At 67.7% G+C, this 20,160-nt stretch carries 18 protein-coding genes, 2 tRNA genes and 1 pseudogene; 8 read left to right on the forward strand and 13 right to left on the reverse strand.

Going from position 1 to position 20,160, the window contains the following annotated elements; translation table 11 throughout:
• Positions 1 to 31: 31 nt before the first annotated feature.
• Positions 32 to 883, reverse strand: a complete 852-nt coding sequence (locus UAJ10_RS28280) for a metal-dependent hydrolase (RefSeq protein WP_322918724.1) — start codon at positions 881 to 883, stop codon at positions 32 to 34.
• Between the two features lie 249 nt (positions 884 to 1,132).
• Here UAJ10_RS28280 and UAJ10_RS28285 point away from each other — a divergent pair, with 249 nt between their 5' ends.
• Genes UAJ10_RS28285 through bktB form a run of 5 tightly spaced genes read left to right on the forward strand, consistent with a single transcriptional unit; the run spans position 1,133 to position 4,779 of the window.
• Positions 1,133 to 1,696: a nuclear transport factor 2 family protein gene (locus tag UAJ10_RS28285; RefSeq protein ID WP_322918725.1), complete on the forward strand. Its 564-nt coding sequence runs from the start codon at positions 1,133 to 1,135 to the stop codon at positions 1,694 to 1,696.
• A gap of 6 nt (positions 1,697 to 1,702) precedes the next feature.
• A complete protein-coding gene (locus UAJ10_RS28290; RefSeq protein ID WP_322918726.1) occupies positions 1,703 to 2,362 on the forward strand; it encodes an acyl-CoA thioesterase in 660 nt (219 codons plus the stop codon).
• A complete protein-coding gene (locus UAJ10_RS28295; RefSeq protein WP_322918727.1) occupies positions 2,272 to 2,586 on the forward strand; it encodes an acyl-CoA thioesterase in 315 nt (104 codons plus the stop codon). The genes UAJ10_RS28290 and UAJ10_RS28295 overlap by 91 nt, the downstream gene beginning before the upstream one ends.
• Before the next feature lie 28 nt (positions 2,587 to 2,614).
• Complete coding sequence (locus UAJ10_RS28300; RefSeq protein WP_322918728.1) at positions 2,615 to 3,574, forward strand: NADP-dependent oxidoreductase; 960 nt, start codon at positions 2,615 to 2,617, stop codon at positions 3,572 to 3,574.
• Between the two features lie 11 nt (positions 3,575 to 3,585).
• Positions 3,586 to 4,779 (forward strand): beta-ketothiolase BktB, encoded by a 1,194-nt coding sequence (bktB, locus tag UAJ10_RS28305; protein WP_322918729.1) that lies wholly within the window; start codon positions 3,586 to 3,588, stop codon positions 4,777 to 4,779.
• Here the strand turns inward: bktB and UAJ10_RS28310 are convergent.
• From UAJ10_RS28310 to UAJ10_RS28355, 10 genes and pseudogenes are all read right to left on the reverse strand, one after another.
• Positions 4,779 to 4,871: pseudogene (locus tag UAJ10_RS28310) on the reverse strand (transposase); the annotation flags it as partial. The gene bktB and the pseudogene UAJ10_RS28310 sit on opposite strands and share 1 nt — an antisense overlap.
• 105 nt (positions 4,872 to 4,976) lie before the next feature.
• A complete protein-coding gene (locus tag UAJ10_RS28315; protein WP_322918730.1) occupies positions 4,977 to 5,288 on the reverse strand; it encodes a hypothetical protein in 312 nt (103 codons plus the stop codon).
• 83 nt (positions 5,289 to 5,371) lie between these two features.
• Positions 5,372 to 5,447 (reverse strand) — tRNA-Glu (locus UAJ10_RS28320).
• A gap of 48 nt (positions 5,448 to 5,495) precedes the next feature.
• Positions 5,496 to 5,571: transfer RNA gene (locus UAJ10_RS28325), tRNA-Glu, on the reverse strand.
• 133 nt (positions 5,572 to 5,704) lie between these two features.
• A complete protein-coding gene (locus UAJ10_RS28330) occupies positions 5,705 to 7,216 on the reverse strand; it encodes a hypothetical protein (RefSeq protein WP_322918731.1) in 1,512 nt (503 codons plus the stop codon).
• Between the two features lie 614 nt (positions 7,217 to 7,830).
• Entirely contained in the window at positions 7,831 to 9,693 is a 1,863-nt protein-coding gene (gene recJ, locus UAJ10_RS28335) for a single-stranded-DNA-specific exonuclease RecJ (RefSeq protein WP_416235410.1), read from the reverse strand.
• The gene (gene glpX, locus UAJ10_RS28340; RefSeq protein WP_145753362.1) at positions 9,683 to 10,654 is read right to left on the reverse strand and encodes a class II fructose-bisphosphatase; all 972 of its coding nucleotides are present in this window, start codon (positions 10,652 to 10,654) and stop codon (positions 9,683 to 9,685) included. The genes recJ and glpX overlap by 11 nt, the downstream gene beginning before the upstream one ends.
• Before the next feature lie 125 nt (positions 10,655 to 10,779).
• Entirely contained in the window at positions 10,780 to 12,075 is a 1,296-nt protein-coding gene (locus tag UAJ10_RS28345) for a homoserine dehydrogenase (protein WP_322918733.1), read from the reverse strand.
• Positions 12,076 to 12,108: 33 nt separating this feature from the next.
• A complete protein-coding gene (locus tag UAJ10_RS28350; protein ID WP_322918734.1) occupies positions 12,109 to 13,326 on the reverse strand; it encodes an LL-diaminopimelate aminotransferase in 1,218 nt (405 codons plus the stop codon).
• 204 nt (positions 13,327 to 13,530) lie between these two features.
• Entirely contained in the window at positions 13,531 to 14,262 is a 732-nt protein-coding gene (locus tag UAJ10_RS28355) for a hypothetical protein (protein WP_322918735.1), read from the reverse strand.
• Between the two features lie 920 nt (positions 14,263 to 15,182).
• On the opposite strand from UAJ10_RS28355, the gene UAJ10_RS28360 reads away from it, so the two are divergent.
• On the forward strand, positions 15,183 to 16,997 hold the full coding sequence (locus UAJ10_RS28360) for a PHA/PHB synthase family protein (RefSeq protein ID WP_322919066.1): 1,815 nt from the start codon (positions 15,183 to 15,185) through the stop codon (positions 16,995 to 16,997).
• Between the two features lie 122 nt (positions 16,998 to 17,119).
• On the opposite strand, the gene UAJ10_RS28365 is transcribed toward UAJ10_RS28360, so the two are convergent.
• Positions 17,120 to 18,109: an MBL fold metallo-hydrolase gene (locus UAJ10_RS28365; protein WP_322918737.1), complete on the reverse strand. Its 990-nt coding sequence runs from the start codon at positions 18,107 to 18,109 to the stop codon at positions 17,120 to 17,122.
• A gap of 125 nt (positions 18,110 to 18,234) precedes the next feature.
• Here UAJ10_RS28365 and UAJ10_RS28370 point away from each other — a divergent pair, with 125 nt between their 5' ends.
• Entirely contained in the window at positions 18,235 to 18,867 is a 633-nt protein-coding gene (locus UAJ10_RS28370; RefSeq protein WP_322918738.1) for a TetR/AcrR family transcriptional regulator, read from the forward strand.
• Positions 18,868 to 18,949: 82 nt separating this feature from the next.
• Here UAJ10_RS28370 and UAJ10_RS28375 read toward each other — a convergent pair whose 3' ends face one another.
• Complete coding sequence (locus tag UAJ10_RS28375) at positions 18,950 to 19,558, reverse strand: CGNR zinc finger domain-containing protein (protein WP_322918739.1); 609 nt, start codon at positions 19,556 to 19,558, stop codon at positions 18,950 to 18,952.
• 88 nt (positions 19,559 to 19,646) lie between these two features.
• On the opposite strand from UAJ10_RS28375, the gene UAJ10_RS28380 reads away from it, so the two are divergent.
• Entirely contained in the window at positions 19,647 to 20,144 is a 498-nt protein-coding gene (locus tag UAJ10_RS28380; protein ID WP_322918741.1) for a lipocalin-like domain-containing protein, read from the forward strand.
• The last annotated feature ends 16 nt before the right edge of the window (positions 20,145 to 20,160 follow it).

A 20,160-nucleotide genomic window follows, 5' to 3' on the forward strand; every position in this document is an offset into this window, starting at 1 on the left:
ATGTCGCGATTGCACAACCCGTCCCGGCCCATCAGCCGGCGGACGGAATTCCCATGTCGCCACCCTTCTCGAAGCGGCGCAGGTACTCGCTCAAGCCCCGGGGTTCCGGCTTGGCGCCGGGATCGTAGAAGGGGGAGAACACCTTCAGCAGTTGCGGCAGGGTGTGCCGCTTCAGATGCTCGGCGAAGATGCGCGCGTTGGCCCGCGACTGCTCCAGCGCCGACGCGTCCATGCCCCTGCGATCCGTGTCGACCAGCACCCGGCGCACCGCCTTGCTGTAAGCCCCCAAGTGCCGCACGGCATGGACGAAACCGTAGACCCGGAACAGCCACCCGTTCCAGAACCGCCCCCAGAGGGATTTGGCGTAGAGCGCGTGGAACAGCCGGAAGCAGACCGTACGATGCTCGAACTCCTCGCCCATATGCCACTTCCACAGCGCCACGGCCTCCGGATCCGCGCCGACCAGGAAGTCGTCGTACTTTTCGAACCACATCATGGCGGCGGGTGGCCCCAAGGACTCAAAGCCCTCGCAGTAGGCGAGGTTGAACTTCAAGGACCGCTCCCGCAGCAGCCGCTCATAATCCTCGCCCAGCTTGGCCTCCAGCGGGGCGATGTCCGGATAGGCATCGCGAATGCGGCGATTGAAGCCGTTGTGCTGGCGGAAATGCTGGGCCTCCTGCGCGATGAAGATGTCGATGTCGCGGTGCAGCTCCGCCTCGGTGGTGGGCAGCACCTCCTTCGCGAGCTTCATGACCTTGATCAGGTAGGGCTCCACGAACGCCGGGATCGTCGAGGACGCGTTGACGTTGTGGGCGAACTCCCTGTTGGGAGCCCAATGAGGCCGAACGTTCGCGTAGTCGATCTTCGGCAACCGGACGCGCATCTGTCATCTCCCGTGGCTTGGGGAAATCGACGCTAGCACGGCCCCCCTGATGGACCGAAGAAAGGCACCCCGTTCATCATGGATGCGATGACGGACAAGTGGCCAATAGCGTCGCGAATACACGGGGCCAACCAACGCGCCGCTCTCATATCGCATCCATGAACTTTCACCGGCCGGGAACCATGGCGTCTTGCCCGCCGGGGCTTGCGGCCGGACTTTTGCCGCCATCCCCGCAGACGCGAGATAGCGATGACCTCCGAACCGGCCGCCCCCCTCGACGACGATCTCCTGGCTTTCATCCGCGCCGCCAAGGACCGCCAGGAAATCCTCGACTGTCTGCTCCGCTATACACGGGGCGTGGATCGCTTCGACCGGGAATTGATGCTGTCCGCCTATCACCCGGAGGCCATCGACCAGCATGGCGTGGCGGAAGGGGATGCCGCCACCTTCGTGGATTGGGCGATCGGCTATCACCGCCAGCATCAGCTGCGCCACCAACACATCATCACCAACCATACTGTGGAGCTGACCGGCGACGTCGCCCACGCCGAAACCTATTACACCTTCTGGGGAGAGAACGTGGAGGGGCCGCCCAGCCTGTGCTTCGGGCGCTATATCGACCGGCTCGAGAGACGCCAAGGCCGCTGGGGCATCGCCCATCGCGTCTGCGTCAACGAAAAGGTCGGCACCTTCAATGACATGGCCCTGCCGGCGGAATGGGCCCGCGCCCTCGGCTCCACCGGCCCATGCCGGCGCGACCGGGGCGACATCTCCTACACCCGCCCCTTGACCGATGGCCATGCGGCCGGCTGACGGGCCATGGACGCGGTGACGGAAAGCCCCAGGCCGCCCATCACGGCTGACCGCTTGCTCAGCCTTGAAGCGCTGGCCGGCAACCGGTTCAGGGCGTGGCATACCCAGGCCAATCCCGCCGGCGCGCTGTTCGGCGGGCATGTGCTGGGCCAGAGCCTGGTCGCCGCCGCACTCACCGGACCGGCAGGGGTCGCCCATTCGCTGCACGGCTATTTCCTGCGCCCGGGCCGCGCCGACCTGCCGGTGGATTATGCCGTCGAGGCGCTGCGCGATGGGCGTCGGTTCGCGGCGCGACGGGTGATCGCCCAACAAGAGGGGCGCGTCATTTTCGAGATGCACTGCTCCTTCCATGATCCGGAGCCCGGCATCGACCATCAAGCGCCGCCTCCACCGGACGTGTTGCCCCCTGAAGCCTTGCAGGCGCTCGACAGTTATGTCGCCGCCCGGGCCGATCGGCTGCCCCCATCCTGCGTTTCGGCCTATACAGCGCCCTTCCCCCTGGAACTGCGTCTGGTGGAACCGGACGCGTATTTTTCCAACCCACCGACCAGCCGCAGCGCGCCTTCTGGGTGCGCATGCCCAGCGCCACGGGTGAGGAAGATGCCAATCAACAGCGCGCCCTACTCGCCTTCGCCGCCGACTACTGGTTGGCGGGCGTGGCGATAGGGCCGGGCCGCCTGTCCACCAATCGCGACCTGCTGACCATCAACAGCCTGGACCATGCCATGTGGTTCCATCGGCCGGTCCGCATGGATCAGTGGCTGCTTTACGTCTGTGACACGCCCTCTGGCAGTCAGGGACGCGGCCTGGCGCGCGGCCTGCTCTACGACCGCGCCGGACTGTTGGTGGCCACAACCAGCCAGGAGGCCCTGTTCCGCGCCGCGATGTGACAGGGCGACAACCTCACGGGAGATGCCGATGCGGGCAGTTCGATATCATGGCTATGGTGGGCCCGAGCAGCTTCGGCTGGAAAAAGTGGATGTGCCGCCCGTCGCGCCCGGGGAGGTGCTAGTGCGCCAAGAGGCCAGTTCCGTCAATCCGGCCGATTGGAAATTCCAGACCGGCTGGTTCCGTGACTGGGTGCCCCTGCCCCTCCCCTTCGTGCCTGGTGCCGACATCGCCGGCATCGTCGTCGCCGGCGGAGAAGACGCCGGCTTCGGCCCAGGGCAGGCGGTGATTGGCATGAACCCCGTCCACTGCGGCGGCGCCTGGGCGGACTACGTTGTCGCGACCGTGGATAGCTTGGCGCTGGCACCGAAGCGGATGCCCTTGGCCCGGGCGGCCGGCCTGCCGCTGGCGGGCCTCACGGCCAGGATGGCCCTGTTCACCCATGGTGGCTTGACGGCCGGCCAGCGGGTGCTGATCCACACCGCGGCTGGGGGCGTGGGATGCCTGGCAGTGCAGTTGGCCAAGCACGCCGGCGCGGAGGTCATCGCCACCTGCTCCGCCGCCAACCGGGACTTCGTCACCAGCCTGGGCGCGGATGAGGTCATCGATTACCGAACCGAGGATTTCTCCGCCCGGCTGCGGGGACTGGACCTGGTGGTGGACAGCATCGGCGGTGATGTCCAGCGCCGTTCCTTCGCCGTGCTGCGGTCCGGCGGCACCCTGGTCACCCTCGCCCCCACGCCGGTACCGCCAGACGCGGCGGCAGGCCGTGACATTCGTGTCCGGACCGTGGCCGTAACGCCCGACGGGGATGGCCTTCGGCAGATCGCCGACCTGGCCGAGGAGGGGCGCCTGCGCCTGCCCGTCGACCGTGTCTATTGCCTGGAAGACGCCGCCCGGGCCATGGCCCACAGCCAGGCCGGCGGCGCCCGGGGAAAGATCATCCTCCAGATTCAGGATCAACAGCAGTTCGGCCCCGACTGGGGTTAAGGAGATAGGCGATGTCTACGGGCAATGATGTGGTGATTGTCGGGGCCGTGCGCACCGCGGTGGGCGGCTTCCTGGGCTCCCTGAAGGACGTGACGCCGACGGATCTGGCCGCCGTGGTCATCGGGGAGGCGCTACGCCGGGCCAGCACAGCGCCGGAGGATGTGGGTCATGTCGTCATGGGCCAGGTCATCCCCAGCCACCCCCATGACGCCTACCTCGCCCGGGTCGCCGCCATCCGCGCCGGCATTCCTGCAACCGTGCCGGCGATGACCCTGAACCGGCTCTGCGGCTCCGGCCTGCAGGCCATCATTTCCGCGGCGCAGTCCATCCGGCTGGGTGAATGCGCGATCGCCGTCGCCGGTGGCGCCGAGAGCATGAGCAACGCCCCCCACGTGCTGACGTCATCGCGCACCGGCACCAAGATGGGCGAGGCCACACTGATCGACAGCATGCTGACCATTCTGACGGACCCCTTCGGCCATGGCCATATGGGCGTCACGGCGGAGAACGTGGCCACGCGATGCGGCATCACGCGGGCGCAGCAGGACGCCTTCGCCGCCGAAAGCCATCGGCGTGCAGCCCACGCCATCGCGCAGGGGCGCTTCAAGTCCCAGATCGTTCCGGTCGAGCTCAAGAATAAGAAGGGAACGGTGCTCTTCGACACTGACGAACATGTGCGAGCCGACGCCACCGCGGATCAGTTGGCGACCTTGCGCCCCGCCTTCCAACGTGATGGCACCGTCACCGCCGGCAACGCCTCGGGCATCAACGACGGGGCGGCGGCCGTGGTCCTCATGTCCGCCACTGAGGCCGCACGGCGCGGACTACCCGTGCTGGCGCGGATCGTGTCCTGGGGCCATGCCGGTGTGGCGCCCAAGGTCATGGGCCTGGGGCCGGTGGGCGCTACCGAGACCGCCCTGACGCGGGCCGGGCTGGCGGTGACGGACATGGACGTCATCGAAAGCAACGAGGCCTTCGCCGCCCAGGCCTGCGCCGTATCCCGGCAGTTAGGCCTGCCGCCGGAGAAGACCAACCCGAACGGTGGGGCCATCGCCTTGGGACACCCCTTGGGTGCCAGCGGCGCGATCATCACCGTCAAGGCGCTGTATGAGCTGGCCCGTAGCGGTGGGCGCCGCGGCCTCGCCACCATGTGCATTGGCGGCGGGCAAGGCATCGCTCTGATAATTGAGCGACTAGATGTTTAGTAGTCCATCTGCTCCATCAACTGCCGCCCCGAGCGGATCGAATAAAAAGCTTGTAGCAGCAAAGCCCGGAGCAACTTCTCGGGCGTGGTTGATGACGGTGGCGATGAGGTTAAGGCGCCGGACGATGGTCGCCGGCGCATAGCCAGCCGCAGCCATCCGGTCGCGGAGAGCGCCCAGGTCCCGCGACGCCCGCACGGTCACCGCATCAGGCTGATCTGGTCGTCCAGGATCACGGCCAAGTGGCCCTTCTCCTTGTCGCCTCCCAGCTTGGTGGGCGTGATATCCGCCTGATACCGGCGAATCAGATCGCCCAGAGTATTACGCTCCGCCTCGGCGCGATCGACGAACACGCCGCGAGACAGCTCCGATTCCATGTCGGCCGCCCAGCGCTTCGCGTCGGTCCTGGTCTCAAAAGTCTTGGACTGCGCAGGGAAACCCAGGCGCCGGATCTTGACCTGATAGCCGATGACCTGGCCTTCACGGTTCTTCCGGGGGGTGATCGTCGCCATGGGACAGGGGGCCTCCGAGAAGGTGACCTCGGATCCACTTGTCCCAAATTGTCCCGCAAAATCCACCCAAGCCGCTGGAAGCGTGGCGTCCCCTACGGGATTCGAACCCGTGTCGCCGCCGTGAAAGGGCGGTGTCCTAGGCCTCTAGACGAAGGGGACATGAGGCGGATGGAGGGTGATCCATCCTATGTGCGGCCATCCGGTGGATGGCGTCCCCTACGGGATTCGAACCCGTGTCGCCGCCGTGAAAGGGCGGTGTCCTAGGCCTCTAGACGAAGGGGACGGCGGGGTGGATACATAATGATCCGGCCCCGATAAGGCAAGCGGATAAAAAGCCCCGCCCACCGGTTTTCGCGCATAGGGGGTCTGCCTGTTGGCGCGGCCGGATCGGGCGGGAAAACGGTGATGATTCCCGGTCAGCGGAAGCGTTCGATCGCGCGTTCCGCCTTCAGGATCAGGTCCAGCATGGGTTCGGTCTTGGGCATGGAGCGCAAGACCTTTTCCAGCGCCTGCAACTGGGCTGAGACGGCCTTGTTCTTGCCGCGCGCCCGCAGATATTCGAAACGGAAGTTGATGGCCGTCTGGAAGGTGGCTTCCAAATCCGCCTCCTTCGCGCGGATGGATCGGTCGAAGCCTTCCTTTTCCGCCACCTTGCGGCAGGCGGTGAACAGGGTCGCGGCGGCCTGGGCCACCGACACCTCGTCGTCCGTGGGGCTGTGGGCCATGTCCGGCACCAGCCGCGCCTCCAGCTTTTCGCGCACTTCCCTCTGGGGCAGCACCAGGGCCGCGTCGCGCACCGCCACGCTGGCGAACTGGTCGGCCGCCTGGGTCACCTTCTGCCGGGCCTCGACCATCATGGTCTCCCATCCGGCGTTGCCGAACTCCTTCACCTCTTCCGCCATGCCCTGCACCATGGCGCCGGCGTCGGAGATGAGGCGGGCGCAGGTCATCAGCCAGACGCGGCGGGTCATGCCGCGATCGCCCGCCGCTGTGCGCCCAATCTCCGCCAAGGTGCGGGTGAGGTCGCCAAACAGCTTGGCCGGAATCATCTGCAGGCCGGCGCTGTCGCCGCCGGCGCGCAGCAGATCGGCCGACAGGAGCCGCACCAGGCGCAGCGACTGCCACGGCTGGGCCAGCAGGCGCAGCAGGCCGTGGAAGTAATAGTCCACCACCTCGCGGTCGGCGGCGTGCAGATGCATGTAGCCGTTCTTGGCGATGACGGTGCCCTGGGGGTTGAAGTCGTGCACCCTGCCGTCCGCCGTGCGCGGGCACACCGCCCGGATCTGGTCGAACCACGGCGTCAGCAGCGGATCCAGCCCCAGGATGCGCGCGATCTCCGCCGCGTCCTCGAACGCGCGCGCGCTGCCCAGCAACACCTCCAGCTCGCGCTTGCGCACGGCGGACTGCGCCGCCTCCGCCAACAGGGTGGTGGTGGCCTCCGCCGCGATGCTGCGGCCGAACTGGACGACGGCGTCGATCTCGTCCTGCCGTTCCGACGCCACGGCGTTGCGATATTCCGCCGTGGCCGCCGCCAGGCGCGGGCGGTAGGGGGACCCCATGAGCAGGCGCCACCAGGGCGCCAAGCTGGACCGGGCCACCACCGCGCGGCGCACCCCGCCCACGGAGTCGGCATCGATCAGGTAGGGTTCCAGGCAGACGCACAGCGCCCGCTGGAAAGTGGGCACGCGCACGGGCCGCAGACTGCGCAGCATGGGCCGCAGGCAGGTCAGGATCTGTTCGTCGGAGGCGGCCCCCGTCTCGGTCGCGCGCGCCTTCTCCACCGCCGCGGCCACGCGGACCAGCGACCCCTCATCCAGGGTTCGGAAGTGGGTTTCCAGACGGCTGAGCGTCGATTCCGGCGCCGCCGCGTCAGCCGGCGTTTCCGGCGCGGCCGCAACCACCCGTTTCGTTCCAGGCTGTCCCGACATCAATACCCCCTCATCCCCCCCGGACGTCCTCGTCGGCTGCCCGGGCGGAGCCTTGGAACCTTCCCGCGTTGTAATGATCGGCCCTTTGATTTTTATGGTCGCCGGACATTCGACAGCCCACCGAGAGTAACGGCGGGATGGAACGGCCTTACGGGGGTAAGGATCGTCTAATGCAGCGCCGCTGTCAATCCAGTCCCGCCCATGAACGGAAAATGATGAACCTGTGACGGCATCGTTGCCACCAAGCATAAATTGACACCGGCGGACATCGCTACTTCCAACATAGCAAAACAAACCGGTCAATAATTTGACAGGCCTTGGCAATGGAGAGGGAACAATAGGCCCGCGATTCAGGGCGGCCGGAAAGATAGTTTTGGTTAAACTATCCCACGCAACGGCATTTGGCCGACGTCGCGCGGCATAAGCGCGGCTGACACCTAGGTTAACGCCGTTACCTCAGGCGACATACATCCGGTTGGAAGCGGAAAATACGGAAAATCACCGCCGCCGCCGCCACGGTGGCGTGGCGCGACGGCTTTCTTACTTTCGCACAATGGCCAACGGTGCAAACGTGCCCGCGCCGCCTTATCCGACTGGGATAAATGTCGCCGGCTTCACGATGCGCCCGGCAAAGCGGCGTCATCGATGGTCAACTGCACGCCTTCCGCCCCGTTCCAGCGGTCGGTGCGCAGGGTGCCGGCCAAGTGCATGGGCCGGCCGCCATGGTTCAGCAGGGCGGGTCCCAGATCCTCATCCATGGCGCGGAAGGCGATGGCCTTGAGCCGGGCACCATCGGCCGAGGACAGGATGCAGCGCACATGGTTGCCGCCTACCACGTCGGCCCGCACGATGCGGGCGTCGGCCACGGCCAGGCGCGGTTCGGAATTGCCGGTGCCGAAGGGCCCCAGGCGGGTTATGTGGCCCAGCAGGTCGGTGGAGGCGCCGCGCACCGACACCACCCCGTCCAGGTGCAGGGTGGGCACCAGCGGGCCCTGTCCCGCCGTCTGCTGCGCGATGCGGTCGGCCAGAAACGCGCGTAGGTCGGGCAGCCTGTCCTCCGCCACGGTGAAGCCCGCCGCCATGGCGTGGCCGCCGCCGGCCATCAACAGGCCGGCCTGACGGGCGGCGATGACGGCCGAGCCCAAGTCGATGCCCCGGACCGAGCGGCCCGAGGCCTTGCCGATGCCACCCTCCAGCGCCACCACGCAGGCCGGCACGCCATAGCGCTCCTTGAGGCGGGAGGCGACGATGCCGATGACGCCCGGATGCCAGCCGGCCCCGGCGATCACCAGGGCCCCGGCGCCGACCCCGGAAGGGAGCAAGGCGTCGGTGGCGGCCTGCGCCTCCACCATGGCGATGGCTTCTTCCAGCACCAGGGCCTCGATGGCCCGGCGCTCGGCGTTCAGGGTGTGCAGCTGGGCCGCCAGCTCGCGCGCCTCCACCGGATCCTCGGTGGACAGCAGGCGGGTGCCGAGGTCGGCGCGGCCCACCCGGCCGCCGGCGTTGACGCGCGGCCCCAGGATGTAGCCAGCGTGGTAGGCGTCCATGCGCTCATTGATGCCGGCTACGTCGGCCAAGGCCGAAAGGCCGGGATTGTTGCGCCGGCCCATGACCTTCAGGCCCTGGGCCACCAGGGCGCGGTTCAGGCCCACCAGGGGCACCACGTCGCAGACGGTGCCCAACGCCACCAGGTCCAGCCAGCCCATCAGGTCCGGCTCCGCCCGGTTGGCGTACCAGCCGGTCGCGCGCAGGACCCGGTTGACCGCCACCACCAGCAGGAAGCTGACACCCACCGCCGCCAGGGTGCCCAGGCGGTCGGTCACGGTTTCATCCAGGCGGTTGGGGTTGACCACGGCCCGGGCGGTGGGCAGGGCCGGCTCGGCCTTGTGGTGGTCGACGACGATCACCTCCAGCCCCGCCCGCGCGGCGGCGGCCAGGGGCTCGAACGAGGTCACGCCGCAATCGACCGTGATCACCAGGTCCACCCCCGCCTCGCGCAGGCGCAGCAGCGCCGGGGCGTTAGGGCCGTAGCCTTCATTGATACGGTCGGGGATGTAGGCCCGGATGTCGGCGCCAACGGCGCGGAAGAAGCGCACCAGCAGGGCGGAGGACGTGGCGCCGTCGACGTCGTAGTCGCCGAAGACGGCCAGGCGCCGGCCACGCCTCACCGCATCGGCCAGATGCTCCGCCGCGGCCTGCATGTCCAAGAGGGCGTGCGGGTCGGGCAGGAAGCGCTTCAGCGTCGGGCCGAGGAAATCCTCGGCCTGGTCCAGGTCTACACCCCGCGCCGCCAGGACCCGCCCCACCAGTTCCGGCAGGCCGCCGCGCTGGGCGTGGGCCAGGGCCAGCCGCTCGTCATGCGGGCGGGCCAGCCAGCGCCGGCCGGTGGCGGACCGCGAAACCCCCAATAAGGGGCGAGGCTCGCCGGCCGGGACGTCCCCCGCCGGCAAGCCCACGAACGTTGTGTTATTCTGCATCCGGAATGAATTTGGTCTTGGTGCGGAGATTGTGGTGCGCCTCAACATAGCGCACCGTGCCGCTCTTCGACCGCATAATCACCGAATGGGTATACGCACCGCCGGGGAAACGGCGCACGCCGCGCAGCATGGTGCCCGTGGTCACGCCGGTGGCGGCGAACATGACGTTGCCGCTGGCCAGATCCGTCAGCTCGTACTTGCGGTCCAGGTCGGTGACGCCCCAGCGCTTGGCGCGGGCGCGCTCATCGTCGTTGCGGAACAGCAGGCGGCCCTGCATCTGGCCACCGATGCAGCGCAGGGCGGCGGCGGCCAGCACGCCTTCCGGCGCGCCGCCGGAACCGACATAGAGGTCGATGCCGCTGTCAGGCTGCGAGGTCGAGATGACGCCGGACACGTCGCCGTCGCCGATCAGCATGATGCGGGCGCCGGCGGCGCGCACGCGGGCGATCAGTTCGCGGTGGCGGGGGCGGTCCAGGATGCAGACCACCAACTCCTCCACCGTGGCATGCTTGGCCAGGGCCAGGTTCTTCAGGTTGGTCTCGATCTTCTCATCGATGTCGACCACGCCCTGGGGCAGGCCGGCGCCGACGGCGATCTTGTCCATGTAGACGTCGGGGGCGTTCAGGAAGCCGCCCGATTCCGCCATGGCGATGACCGCCAGGGCATTGGGACCGCCGGTGGCGGTGATGGTGGTGCCTTCCAGCGGATCGAGCGCGATGTCGATCTTGGGGCCGTGGCCGCTGCCCACCTTCTCACCGATGTACAGCATCGGCGCCTCGTCGCGCTCACCCTCGCCGATCACCACGGTGCCGTCGATGGCCAGGCTGTTCAGCGCCTTGCGCATGGCGTCCACGGCGGCCTGGTCGGCGGCCTTCTCATCACCGCGGCCCATCAGCAGCGACGCGGACAAGGCGGCCGCCTCGGTCACGCGCACCGCTTCCAGGGCCAGGTTGCGGTCCATAACCAGGCTGATGTCGCCCTTCGGATCGACGGGCGCCTCAATAGCCTTGCTCATAGTCATCTTCCCCCGAGTCTGTGTGCCGTCGGCCCCCTTATTATAAAGCGGGGGTCCGTGACGGTGGTGTGTCAATAATCCTCGATACGGATCATCCGCGGGGTTTCCTGAACCGCGTCCAGCCCGCCTATGACGGCCAGGGCGCGCAACATGGCCACTTCTTCCGTATCGTGGGTGGTCAGCACCACCGGAACGGCCTCACCCGGCGCCCGCCCCCGCTGCAGGAACGACTCCATGGAGACGTTCTGGTCGCGCAGGGCCGCGGCGACGTCGGCGATGACGCCCGGACGGTCGACCACCATGAGGCGCACATAATACCGTCCGCGCCGCGCCGACAAGGGGGCAGGAGTCAGGGGTGCCAGTTGGCTGGCGGGTACGGCGAAGGTGGGGGTGCGGCGACCGATGGCGATATCCACCAGGTCCGCCACCACGGCGGAAGCGGTAGGACCGGCCCCGGCGCCCCGGCCCACCAGCGCCACCTTGTCGGCGAAGTCGCTGTCGGCGACCACGGCGTTGAACACCCCGTCGGTGGCGGCGATCAGCGAGCCCACCGGCACCATGCAGGGGTTCACCCGCTGCTCGATGCCGTTTTCCGTCCGGCGCGCGATGCCCAGCAGCTTGATGCGATAGCCCAGCTGCCCGGCGTAGTCGATGTCCAGGGCCGAGATGTGGCGGATGCCCTCGACATGCACGTTGGCGAAGTCCACCCGCGTGCCGAAGGCGACCGAGGTCAGGATGGCCAGCTTGTGCGCCGCGTCCACGCCGTCGATGTCGAAGCTGGGGTCGGCCTCGGCGTAGCCCTTGGCCTGGGCCTCGGCCAGGACGTCGCCGAAGTCGCGACCCGTGGTCCGCATCTCGGTCAGGATGTAGTTGCAGGTGCCGTTCAGGATGCCGTGCACCTCGCGCACCTGGTTGGCGGCCAGGCCTTCGCGCAGGCCCTTGATGACGGGAATGCCGCCGGCCACCGCCGCCTCGAACGCCAGGGTCAGGCCCTGGGCCTCGGCCTGGGTGGCCAGCGCCGTGCCGTGGTGGGCCAGCAGCGCCTTGTTGGCGGTGACCACATGCTTGCCATGGGCCAGCGCCGTCTCGACGGTGCGGGCGGCGATGCCGTCCGACCCGCCGATCAGTTCCACCACCACATCGACCTGATCGTCCGCCGCCAGGTCGGCGGCGTTGTCGTGCCAGCGGACGGACGAGAGGTCGACGCCCCGGTCACGGGCCCGGTCGCGGGCGCTGACGGCCGTGACCACCAGCGGCCGGCCGCTGCGCCGGGCCAGCAGCCCGCCCTGGGTGGTGAGCACCTTCAGGACCCCGGCGCCGACAGTGCCCAGACCCGCGATGCCCACGCGCAGCGGTGCCGTACCCATGCTCTCTTCCCTCTCGACCGTAACCATTGGACCTCAGATCACTTTTTTGCCGGCGGCTTCCGCGCCGTTGCCGGTGCGGTGCAGAAAGCCCCGGATGTTGCGGCACGCCTGGCGGATGCGCTGGACGTTCTCCACCAGGCCGAAGCGCACATGCTCATCGCCATACTCGCCGAAGCCGATGCCCGGGGACACGGCGACCTGCGCCTCCTGCAGCAGCAGCTTGGAGAATTCCAGCGAGCCCATGGCGCGGAAGGGCTCGGGAATGCGGGCCCAGACGAACATGGTGGCGGCCGGCGGCGGCACGTCCCAGCCGGCGGCGGCCAAGCCGTCGATCAGGGCGTCGCGGCGCGCCTTGTACATCTGGCGGATTTCCTCCACGCAGTCCTGCGGCCCGTTCAGCGCGGCGGTGGCCGCCACCTGGATGGGGGTGAAGGCGCCGTAGTCGACGTAGGATTTGAACTTGGCCAGCGCGCCGATGAGCTTCTTGGAGCCCACGCCGAAGCCCACGCGCCAACCCGGCATGTTGTAGGTCTTGCTCAGGCTGTTGAATTCCACCGTGATGTCGCGCGCCTCGGGGATCTGCAGGATGGACGGCGGCGGGTTGCCGTCGAAATAGATCTCCGCGTACGCGATGTCCGACAGGATGTAGATGCCGTGCTTCAGGCACAGCTCCACGATCGGGCGGTAGAAGTCCAACGTGACCGTCTGGGTCGTCGGGTTGGCCGGGAAGCTGACGATGACGGCGATGGGCTTGGGCACCGAGTGGCGGATGGCGCGTTCCAGCGTCTCCACGAAATTGTCCAGGCCGTCCACCACCGGGATGTGCCGCAGGGCGGCGCCCGCCAGCATGAAGCCAAAGGGGTGGATGGGGTAGGAGGGGTTGGGCACCAGGATGACGTCGCCCGGGCTGGTGATGGCCTGGGCCAGGTTGGCCAGACCTTCCTTGGAACCGATGGTGACGCAGGCCTCCGTCTCCGGGTCGATGTCGACGTCGAATCGGCGCTTGTAATAGGCGGAGATCGCCTTGCGCAGGCCGGGAATGCCGCGGGACATGGAATAGCGGTGCGTCTTGGGATTGCGCACGGCCTCCACCAGCTTTTCCACGATGTGGGGCGGGGTGGGCTGGTCGGGGTTGCCCATGCCGAGGTCGATGATGTCCTCACCGGCCGCGCGAGCTCGCGCCTTCATCGCGTTCACTTCGGCGAACACATAGGGCGGCAGGCGCTTAATGCGGTGGAACTCTTCGTTCATGGGACGGTCTGTACCGATTTCGGGGTGGATGGGAGGCATGGTGGCCGATGGGGTTGTATCGTCCCGGCCGAAACCGGGCGACAGCAATTTCCACAGGGCGGGCATCCCGTTTCAAGACATTTGCTTACAAGAACGCCCGCACCCAGCTAATTTTCCGCCCCAATCCTGGCCCACGGCCCGTGAGGGGCCCCGGGATGTGCCGGATCAGTTCTGGGGGGTCTGGCTGGTGCCGTTGGCGGCGGGGGCACCAGCCTGGCTAGCCGCGGCGCCGGTGGCGGCACGGGCGGGGGCGGCGGCGGGGGCGGCCACGGGGGCGGCCGGGACGGCATCGGGCACGCGGCCCGGCACGGCGGGCGGCGCGCTGGGCACCACCGGCATCTTGCTCTGGCTGGGCGCGGCCTGGGCGCCGGCGGACGGGCCGCCGAACAGCGCGTTGGACGAGGTGGCGCGCTGCACCGACTGTTGGTCGGGGGAGGCCTGGTATTTGTTCAGGTCCGTGGCGATGGAGCCGGCCGCCGTCCGGTCGGCCAGCAGGGCGTCCATGTCCTTCTGCCGCGTCGCGGGATCGGGCACGTCCTTAGGCCGTTCCGGCACGGAGGCCAGGTTGGGCCATACGTCGGGCGGCGGCCCCACGCGGCGCACCGGCCGCTCACCCAGCAGCAAGGCCTTGCTGCTGGCGTCATTGGCCATGGGCTCCGGATCCTCCGGGCCATCATGGAACAAAGCCTGGGGCACCAGCTGACCGGCGCATCCGCCCAAATTCAACCCGGCACCCGCCAGCACCAGCGCCAGCAGGCCCCGGCCGGCCAGGACGCGCGCGCCCGCGACGGCACCGGCGGCGCCCAGGGGCGCGCCCCGGTGGGGGCGGAAACGGTTGGGGTGACCTTCCTGGGTGCCTGCACCCGTGGGCCGTGCGTCAGCGTCGGTGAAAATCATGGCCGGATCGTGTATGAAATCCCCACGGGCCGCAAGCGCCGTGACCAGCCGTAACCCAGCCTTCTTACGGCGGCGGAACGGCCAGGCAGCGGGCGGGCGCCCCCGCCGGACCCGCGCAGAACACCTCGCGCGGGCGCCGCTTTCATCAAGGCTGCCCCTGGTAATCCCCCCTGGTAATCGAGGCGAAGGAACAAGAAAGCATGGCCGATACCCCGCCCAAGCGTACCCGGTCCCCGCGTGTTTCTAAGACTGCCCCCGAAACCGTCCCCCCCGCCCCGACTCAGCCGAAGGCCGCCGCGAAAGCCGCCGTGACCAAGGCGGCAGCGCCCAAGACCCCGGCGCGCACGGCCGCGCCCAAGCCCGCTGCCGCCAAATCCGCCGTCGCCGAACCGGCCGTAGCCAAGAAGGCCCCGGCAAAGGCAGCGCCGGCGAAGACCGCCGCCCCGCCCCAGGCGCCCGCCCGCGCGGCCGCGACGAAGACCCCCGCCGGCGCGGCCGCGACGAAGACCAAGGTGGCGCGCGCCGCGCCCATCGCCCCGCCCGTGCCGGGCGCGCCGCACCTGAAGGCGCATAAGAACCTGACGCGGGAGCCGCTGGCACCCGTACCCGTGGCCGGCGTGACGGCGGAGAAGGCGAAGGCGGCCCCGGTGGCCGCGAAACAGCCGGCCAAGGCCGCCGCCGCCCCCGCCATGGCCGCCAAGGCGCCGCGCCGCAAGGCCAGCCCCCTGCCGCCCAGCGTGGTGATGCCGGCCGCCGCCGCGGCGCCCGAAGCGCCGAAGCCGCCCCCCTTCCCGCCGGTCCAGGCGCCCACGGCGGAGGCGCCCAAGGCGGCGGCCAAACCCGGGGCCAAGGACACGGCCGCCAAGGACACGGCCAGGGATGGGTCGAATGGCGAGGTCCGCCTGCCCGATCCCGTGGAGATGACCCTGGCCATGAACCGCCTGGCGGAGCAGGCGCAGCGGTTGGTGGCCGATTTCGTGGCCCGCCAGGCGCAGACGCCGGCCGACGGCACCGCCGCGGCCGACCCCATGTCCATTGCCGCCCCTTTCAGCAGCCTGCCGGCCAACCTGTCCAACCTGGACCCGTTCAACCTGGGCGGCGCCTTCATGGAGATGACGGCCCGGCTGATGGCCGACCCCAACCGCCTGTTCGAGGCGCAGCTGGGCCTGTGGCAGGATTACATGTCCCTGTGGCAGCGCACGGCCCAGCGTCTGATGGGCGAGGAGGCCGAGCCGGTCATCAGCCCGGCCAAGGAGGACAAGCGCTTCAAGGACAAGTCCTGGGAGGAAAGCGCCGTCTTCGACTTCATCAAGCAGTCCTACCTGCTGACCGCCAAGTACGTGCAGACCGCCGTGCGCGGGGTGGAGGGGCTGGAGGGTAAGACCGCCAAGAAGGTGGACTTCTTCACCCGCCAGTTCGTGGACGCGCTGTCGCCCAGCAACTTCCCCCTGACCAATCCCGAGGTGCTGCGCGTCACGCTGGAGACGGGCGGCGACAACCTGCTGAAGGGCCTGGAGAACCTGCTGAGCGACCTGGAGCGCGGCCGGGGCCAGCTGGCCATCTCCATGACCGACTATTCGGCGTTCGAGGTGGGGCGCAACATCGCCGTCACCCCGGGCAAGGTCGTCTTTCAGAACGACCTGATGCAGCTGATCCAATACGCGCCGCTGACGGAGACGGTGCACAAGACGCCGCTGCTGATCATCCCGCCCTGGATCAACAAGTTCTACATCCTGGACCTGAAGCCGGCCAATTCATTGATCCGCTGGCTGACGGAGCAGGGGCACACCGTCTTCGTCATCTCCTGGGTCAATCCCAACGAGAAGCTGGCCGCCAAGGATTTCGAGGACTACATGGTCGAGGGGCCGCTGGCCGCCCTGGACGCCATCAAGGATGCCACGGGCGAGGAAGGCGTGAATGCCATCGGCTATTGCATCGGCGGCACCCTGCTGTCGGGCACCCTGGCCTATATGGCGGCCAAGAAGGACGCGCGCATCAAGAGTGCCATGTACCTGGTGACCCTGACCGATTTCACCGACGTGGGCGAGCTGTCGGTGTTCATCGACGAGGAACAGCTGGGCGCGCTGGAGTCCCGCATGAAAAGCCGGGGCTACCTGGACGGCCAGTCCATGGCCACCACCTTCAACATGTTGCGCTCGAACGACCTGATCTGGTCCTTCGTGGTCAACAACTATCTGCTGGGCAAGGACCCCTTCCCCTTCGACCTGCTGTACTGGAATTCCGACAGCACCCGCATGCCGCCGGCCATGCACAGCTTCTACCTGCGCAACATGTACCAGAAGAACCTGCTGGTGCGGCCGGGCGGCATCACCCTGAAGGGCGTGCCCATCGACCTGCGCACCATCAAGACGCCCACCTTCATGCTGTCCACCCGCGAGGATCACATCGCGCCGTGGAAAAGCACCTATGCCGCCACCCAGCTGTACGGCGGGCCGGTGAAGTTCGTGCTGGCGGCCTCCGGCCACATCGCCGGCGTGGTCAACCCGCCGGCGGCCAACAAGTACAGCCACTTCCTGAACGACGCCCTGCCGGCCACGCCGGACGAGTGGCTGGCCGGCACCACCCAGGTGCCCGGCAGCTGGTGGCCCGTCTACGCCGACTGGCTGAAGCCGTACGCCGGCCCGCAAGTGCCGGCCCGCACGCCCGGCGAGGGCAAGCTGAAGGTTATCGAGGATGCCCCCGGCACCTATGTGAAGGTGCGGGTGGTGGAGTGATCCGCGCTAGTAATCCGGACCGCCGGCACGGGGACTGAAAATCCCCGTGCCGTATCTGGCGTGACGTATCCCATCCGCCGTTCTCGCGAGGCCCTTGCCCGTCAGTCCATAAGACCGAGTATTTAGGGGGCCGATGCCGGGAACACAGGAATTGTGCCGAAGCTCAGTGAGTCATGCGCCGGAACAAGATGCACCTGCGGGAATTTCTCGCGGATGGCCCTAACGAGAGCAATATCCCTATGCATCTCGATGGCGTTCTCACCGATCAGCCAGCGAAGCAGCCAGGGCTTTTCCGCGGGGATCTCGATCCCCTCCATTTGAAACACCAGATCCCCAACCAGGGCGTATCGATCCCCCGAAGGCAAACTCACGAATACAATAACGGAATCCGGCGTGTGAGCGGAAGCCGGGACGATAACCACGGACCCGTCTCCAAAGAGGTCATGGCTCCGCGGAAATCCAAGATATGGCCCGCCATCGAATTCATATGACTTATAGTTTATGTCGCGAAAACTGTTGATCACTTCGGAACCCTTGGGTTTGGAATTGATCCAGTGCCTTCCCGCCGCGGTTTCCATTACCGGGACGCCGTGAAAGTCATCGACGCCGCTGATATGATCCCAATGACTGTGGGTGGGTATGATCGCGGCGATATCGCCAGGATGGACGCCGCCGGCGGCCAACTGATCGATGGCCGGAAGGCCCTTGATTTGTGGCGTCCGCTGCATCGGGGGGATCAGGCGCATGTGGTCATCGATGTTCCTACCAAAGCCCGTGTCTATCAACAGATCCCCCTTGGGATGCCGGACGAGGATCGCCGTCGCCGCGAGGTGGCGCACGTCGGACCATGAGCCGCCGCGATAGGTCAGGGCGGCCGGGCTGCCGTAGGTTCCGGTGGGAAGCGCGCTGATGGACATGCCGGCCGGGGGTGACGCGGGCGGCAGGTCGCCGACGTCAACGGCCGGAAGATCAAGCTTTGCGGGAATGAACGTCAGAGCCAAGCCGGCGACCGCAACAAGGGTCGCCGTCCCGAGCCCGGCGAGGACCCACATGGCGGCCTTGATGGCCCTCATCTTCGCGACGGCCTTCAACCGGCCGGAGAGGCTAGCCATTGTTCATTTCACCTTTCTCACAGATGGGCATTAGGCCCCGTCACGGCTTTGATGCCATGATAATGGCCGTTCTCTTATCATCAAACGATACGATAATATCCACTATCGTATGGAGTCAATGAGCGTTGAAAGACTGGGCAGCGGATCATCCCAAGGCGAAACTGATGGCTCGCAAACGAGCCGCGATCGTTGACGCGGCCCGCGAGGCGTTCCTTCGGGACGGCTATGGCGGGGCGAGCATGGAGAGGATCGCCAAAGACGCCGGGGTCTCGATCATGACCCTCTACCGCCACGCCGAGGGGAAGGATGACCTATTCTCAGCGGTGATTGCGCAGGCTTGCCATCCGGCGGATCAAGCCGAACAGGCGCGAATCCAGGAGTCCCTGCAAAGACCGCTGCCGGAAATCCTGATTTTCATCGGTGTGATGTTTCAAGAGCGGATCGCCAGCCCGGCAACGACAACCTTGTTCCGGACGGTCATGGTTGAAACCATGCGCTTCCCCCACCTGGCGGATATCGCCTATCGCGGCCTGATCGAAGCGCATGAGGACTCTCTCGACGCCTTTCTTGGCCAGAGGGTCGAGGCTGCGACCCTTGATCCAGGGCAGCGCCGAAAGCTCTGTGCCGCCTTCCTCGATCGCCTGGTGGGCCTCGATAGCTTCCGTGTGCTTCTGGGGCTTGAGGGGGCGACCGACGCCGAGCGGCTGGACCGCGCCACGTCAGCCACCGCCGAATTGATCTCCGCGTTGCCCGCCTGACAAGCGGCGGGCGCTGACCCGATCACGGGCCGCCCGCCGGACGATCAGGTTGCCCCCGACCATCGATCCCTGGGACCGGATCCTAAACCGCGGAGGAACCCTCGCGCTTGCGCCGGCGGAATTCGGCCACCTTGGCCTTGGTGCCGCAGCCTTTCATGGAGCACCAGCGGCGGTCACCGGCGCGGGACGTGTCGACGAAGAACAGGGTGCAGGTGGGCGACTGGCATTGCCGGATGGGCGCCCCGCCGCCGAACAGATGCACCGCGTGGCGCGCCACCGTGGCGATGAAGGCCGTCATGGGGCCCGAGAGGCGCACGCCCCCCACCTGGGAGAGGGCGGGTGTCGCCGCCGGCAGGGCGGCCACCTGGTTCAGCACATCCAACGCCGAATCGAGGCTGCCGCCGGGCGGGCCGCTGCCGCCATGGCGGTGGACGGCCAGATCGTAGATGGCCTCACGCAAGCGCCGCGCCAGCGCCAGATCCTCTTCGTCAGCCGGCGGGGCCGCGTCGGTCAGGCCCGCCGCCACCATCCAGCGCCGCACATCCTCCGGCGTCGCCAGCAGTTCCCGCGGTGCTGGCTTCAGCCGTGCCTGCAAGGTGGCTGGGAGGTCGATGGCCGGGCAGCCGCCCCGGAAGCGGAAGCCGTCGCGTTCCTCCGCCAAGGCAGCATGGTGATGGTCGTCATGTCGCATGTAACCGAATTGACAGGTTTCACGCCTCGTGACAACCATCGCGCCACTGAAACCTGATAGACAGGTTACACAAGCGAGGAACCATCCCATGCGTTGCGACAAGATGCTGCCCGTCCTGGCCCTGCTGGCCGCCTCCGTGGGTTCCGCCCGGGCCGCCGACCTGGCTTCGCTGGAGGGCACCTGGGTGATGGACGCCGCCTATGAGATTCATGCCGACGGCAGCCGCACGACCAACTATGGCGAGCACCCGCTGGGCCTGCTGACCGTCGATTCGGCCGGGCGCTACAACATGCAGATTTTCAAGGTGGGCCGGCCCGCCTTCGCCAGCGGCGTGAAGGCCCAGGGCACGGCGGAGGAGTATCGGCAGGCCGTCCTGGGCTCCAGCACCCACTTCGGCACCGTCCATATCGACCGGGAACACCACCAGCTGGTGTTCGACGTGCAGGCGGCGTCGTTCCCAAATTGGGAAGGCAAGCGCCAGGTGCGCGACTACACCTATGACGGCGGGCTGCTGAGCTATGGCGTGCCGGCCAGCGCCTCGGGCGACGGCACGGTGGCCTATTCCGTGTGGCGCAAGGCGTCGTGACCGCTGGCCGCACGAT

The organism is Nitrospirillum guaranorum (genome assembly GCF_034653275.1).
In the GTDB taxonomy this organism is placed as follows: Bacteria; Pseudomonadota; Alphaproteobacteria; order Azospirillales; family Azospirillaceae; genus Nitrospirillum.

Excerpts from the sequence above, each read along its gene's own strand:
- UAJ10_RS28345 (WP_322918733.1), bottom strand. The coding sequence starts at position 12,075 with ATGGGTACGGCACCGCTGCGCGTGGGCATCGCGGGTCTGGGCACTGTC.
- UAJ10_RS28375 (WP_322918739.1), bottom strand. The coding sequence starts at position 19,558 with ATGCGACATGACGACCATCACCATGCTGCCTTGGCGGAGGAACGCGAC.
- UAJ10_RS28355 (WP_322918735.1), bottom strand. The coding sequence starts at position 14,262 with ATGATTTTCACCGACGCTGACGCACGGCCCACGGGTGCAGGCACCCAG.
- UAJ10_RS28380 (WP_322918741.1), top strand. The coding sequence starts at position 19,647 with ATGCGTTGCGACAAGATGCTGCCCGTCCTGGCCCTGCTGGCCGCCTCC.
- UAJ10_RS28350 (WP_322918734.1), bottom strand. The coding sequence starts at position 13,326 with ATGAACGAAGAGTTCCACCGCATTAAGCGCCTGCCGCCCTATGTGTTC.
- bktB (WP_322918729.1), top strand. The coding sequence starts at position 3,586 with ATGTCTACGGGCAATGATGTGGTGATTGTCGGGGCCGTGCGCACCGCG.
- UAJ10_RS28360 (WP_322919066.1), top strand. The coding sequence starts at position 15,183 with ATGACCCTGGCCATGAACCGCCTGGCGGAGCAGGCGCAGCGGTTGGTG.
- recJ (WP_416235410.1), bottom strand. The coding sequence starts at position 9,693 with ATGCAGAATAACACAACGTTCGTGGGCTTGCCGGCGGGGGACGTCCCG.
- UAJ10_RS28315 (WP_322918730.1), bottom strand. The coding sequence starts at position 5,288 with ATGGCGACGATCACCCCCCGGAAGAACCGTGAAGGCCAGGTCATCGGC.
- UAJ10_RS28280 (WP_322918724.1), bottom strand. The coding sequence starts at position 883 with ATGCGCGTCCGGTTGCCGAAGATCGACTACGCGAACGTTCGGCCTCAT.
- UAJ10_RS28285 (WP_322918725.1), top strand. The coding sequence starts at position 1,133 with ATGACCTCCGAACCGGCCGCCCCCCTCGACGACGATCTCCTGGCTTTC.
- UAJ10_RS28330 (WP_322918731.1), bottom strand. The coding sequence starts at position 7,216 with ATGTCGGGACAGCCTGGAACGAAACGGGTGGTTGCGGCCGCGCCGGAA.
- UAJ10_RS28290 (WP_322918726.1), top strand. The coding sequence starts at position 1,703 with ATGGACGCGGTGACGGAAAGCCCCAGGCCGCCCATCACGGCTGACCGC.
- UAJ10_RS28300 (WP_322918728.1), top strand. The coding sequence starts at position 2,615 with ATGCGGGCAGTTCGATATCATGGCTATGGTGGGCCCGAGCAGCTTCGG.
- glpX (WP_145753362.1), bottom strand. The coding sequence starts at position 10,654 with ATGGACCGCAACCTGGCCCTGGAAGCGGTGCGCGTGACCGAGGCGGCC.
- UAJ10_RS28295 (WP_322918727.1), top strand. The coding sequence starts at position 2,272 with ATGCCCAGCGCCACGGGTGAGGAAGATGCCAATCAACAGCGCGCCCTA.
- UAJ10_RS28365 (WP_322918737.1), bottom strand. The coding sequence starts at position 18,109 with ATGGCTAGCCTCTCCGGCCGGTTGAAGGCCGTCGCGAAGATGAGGGCC.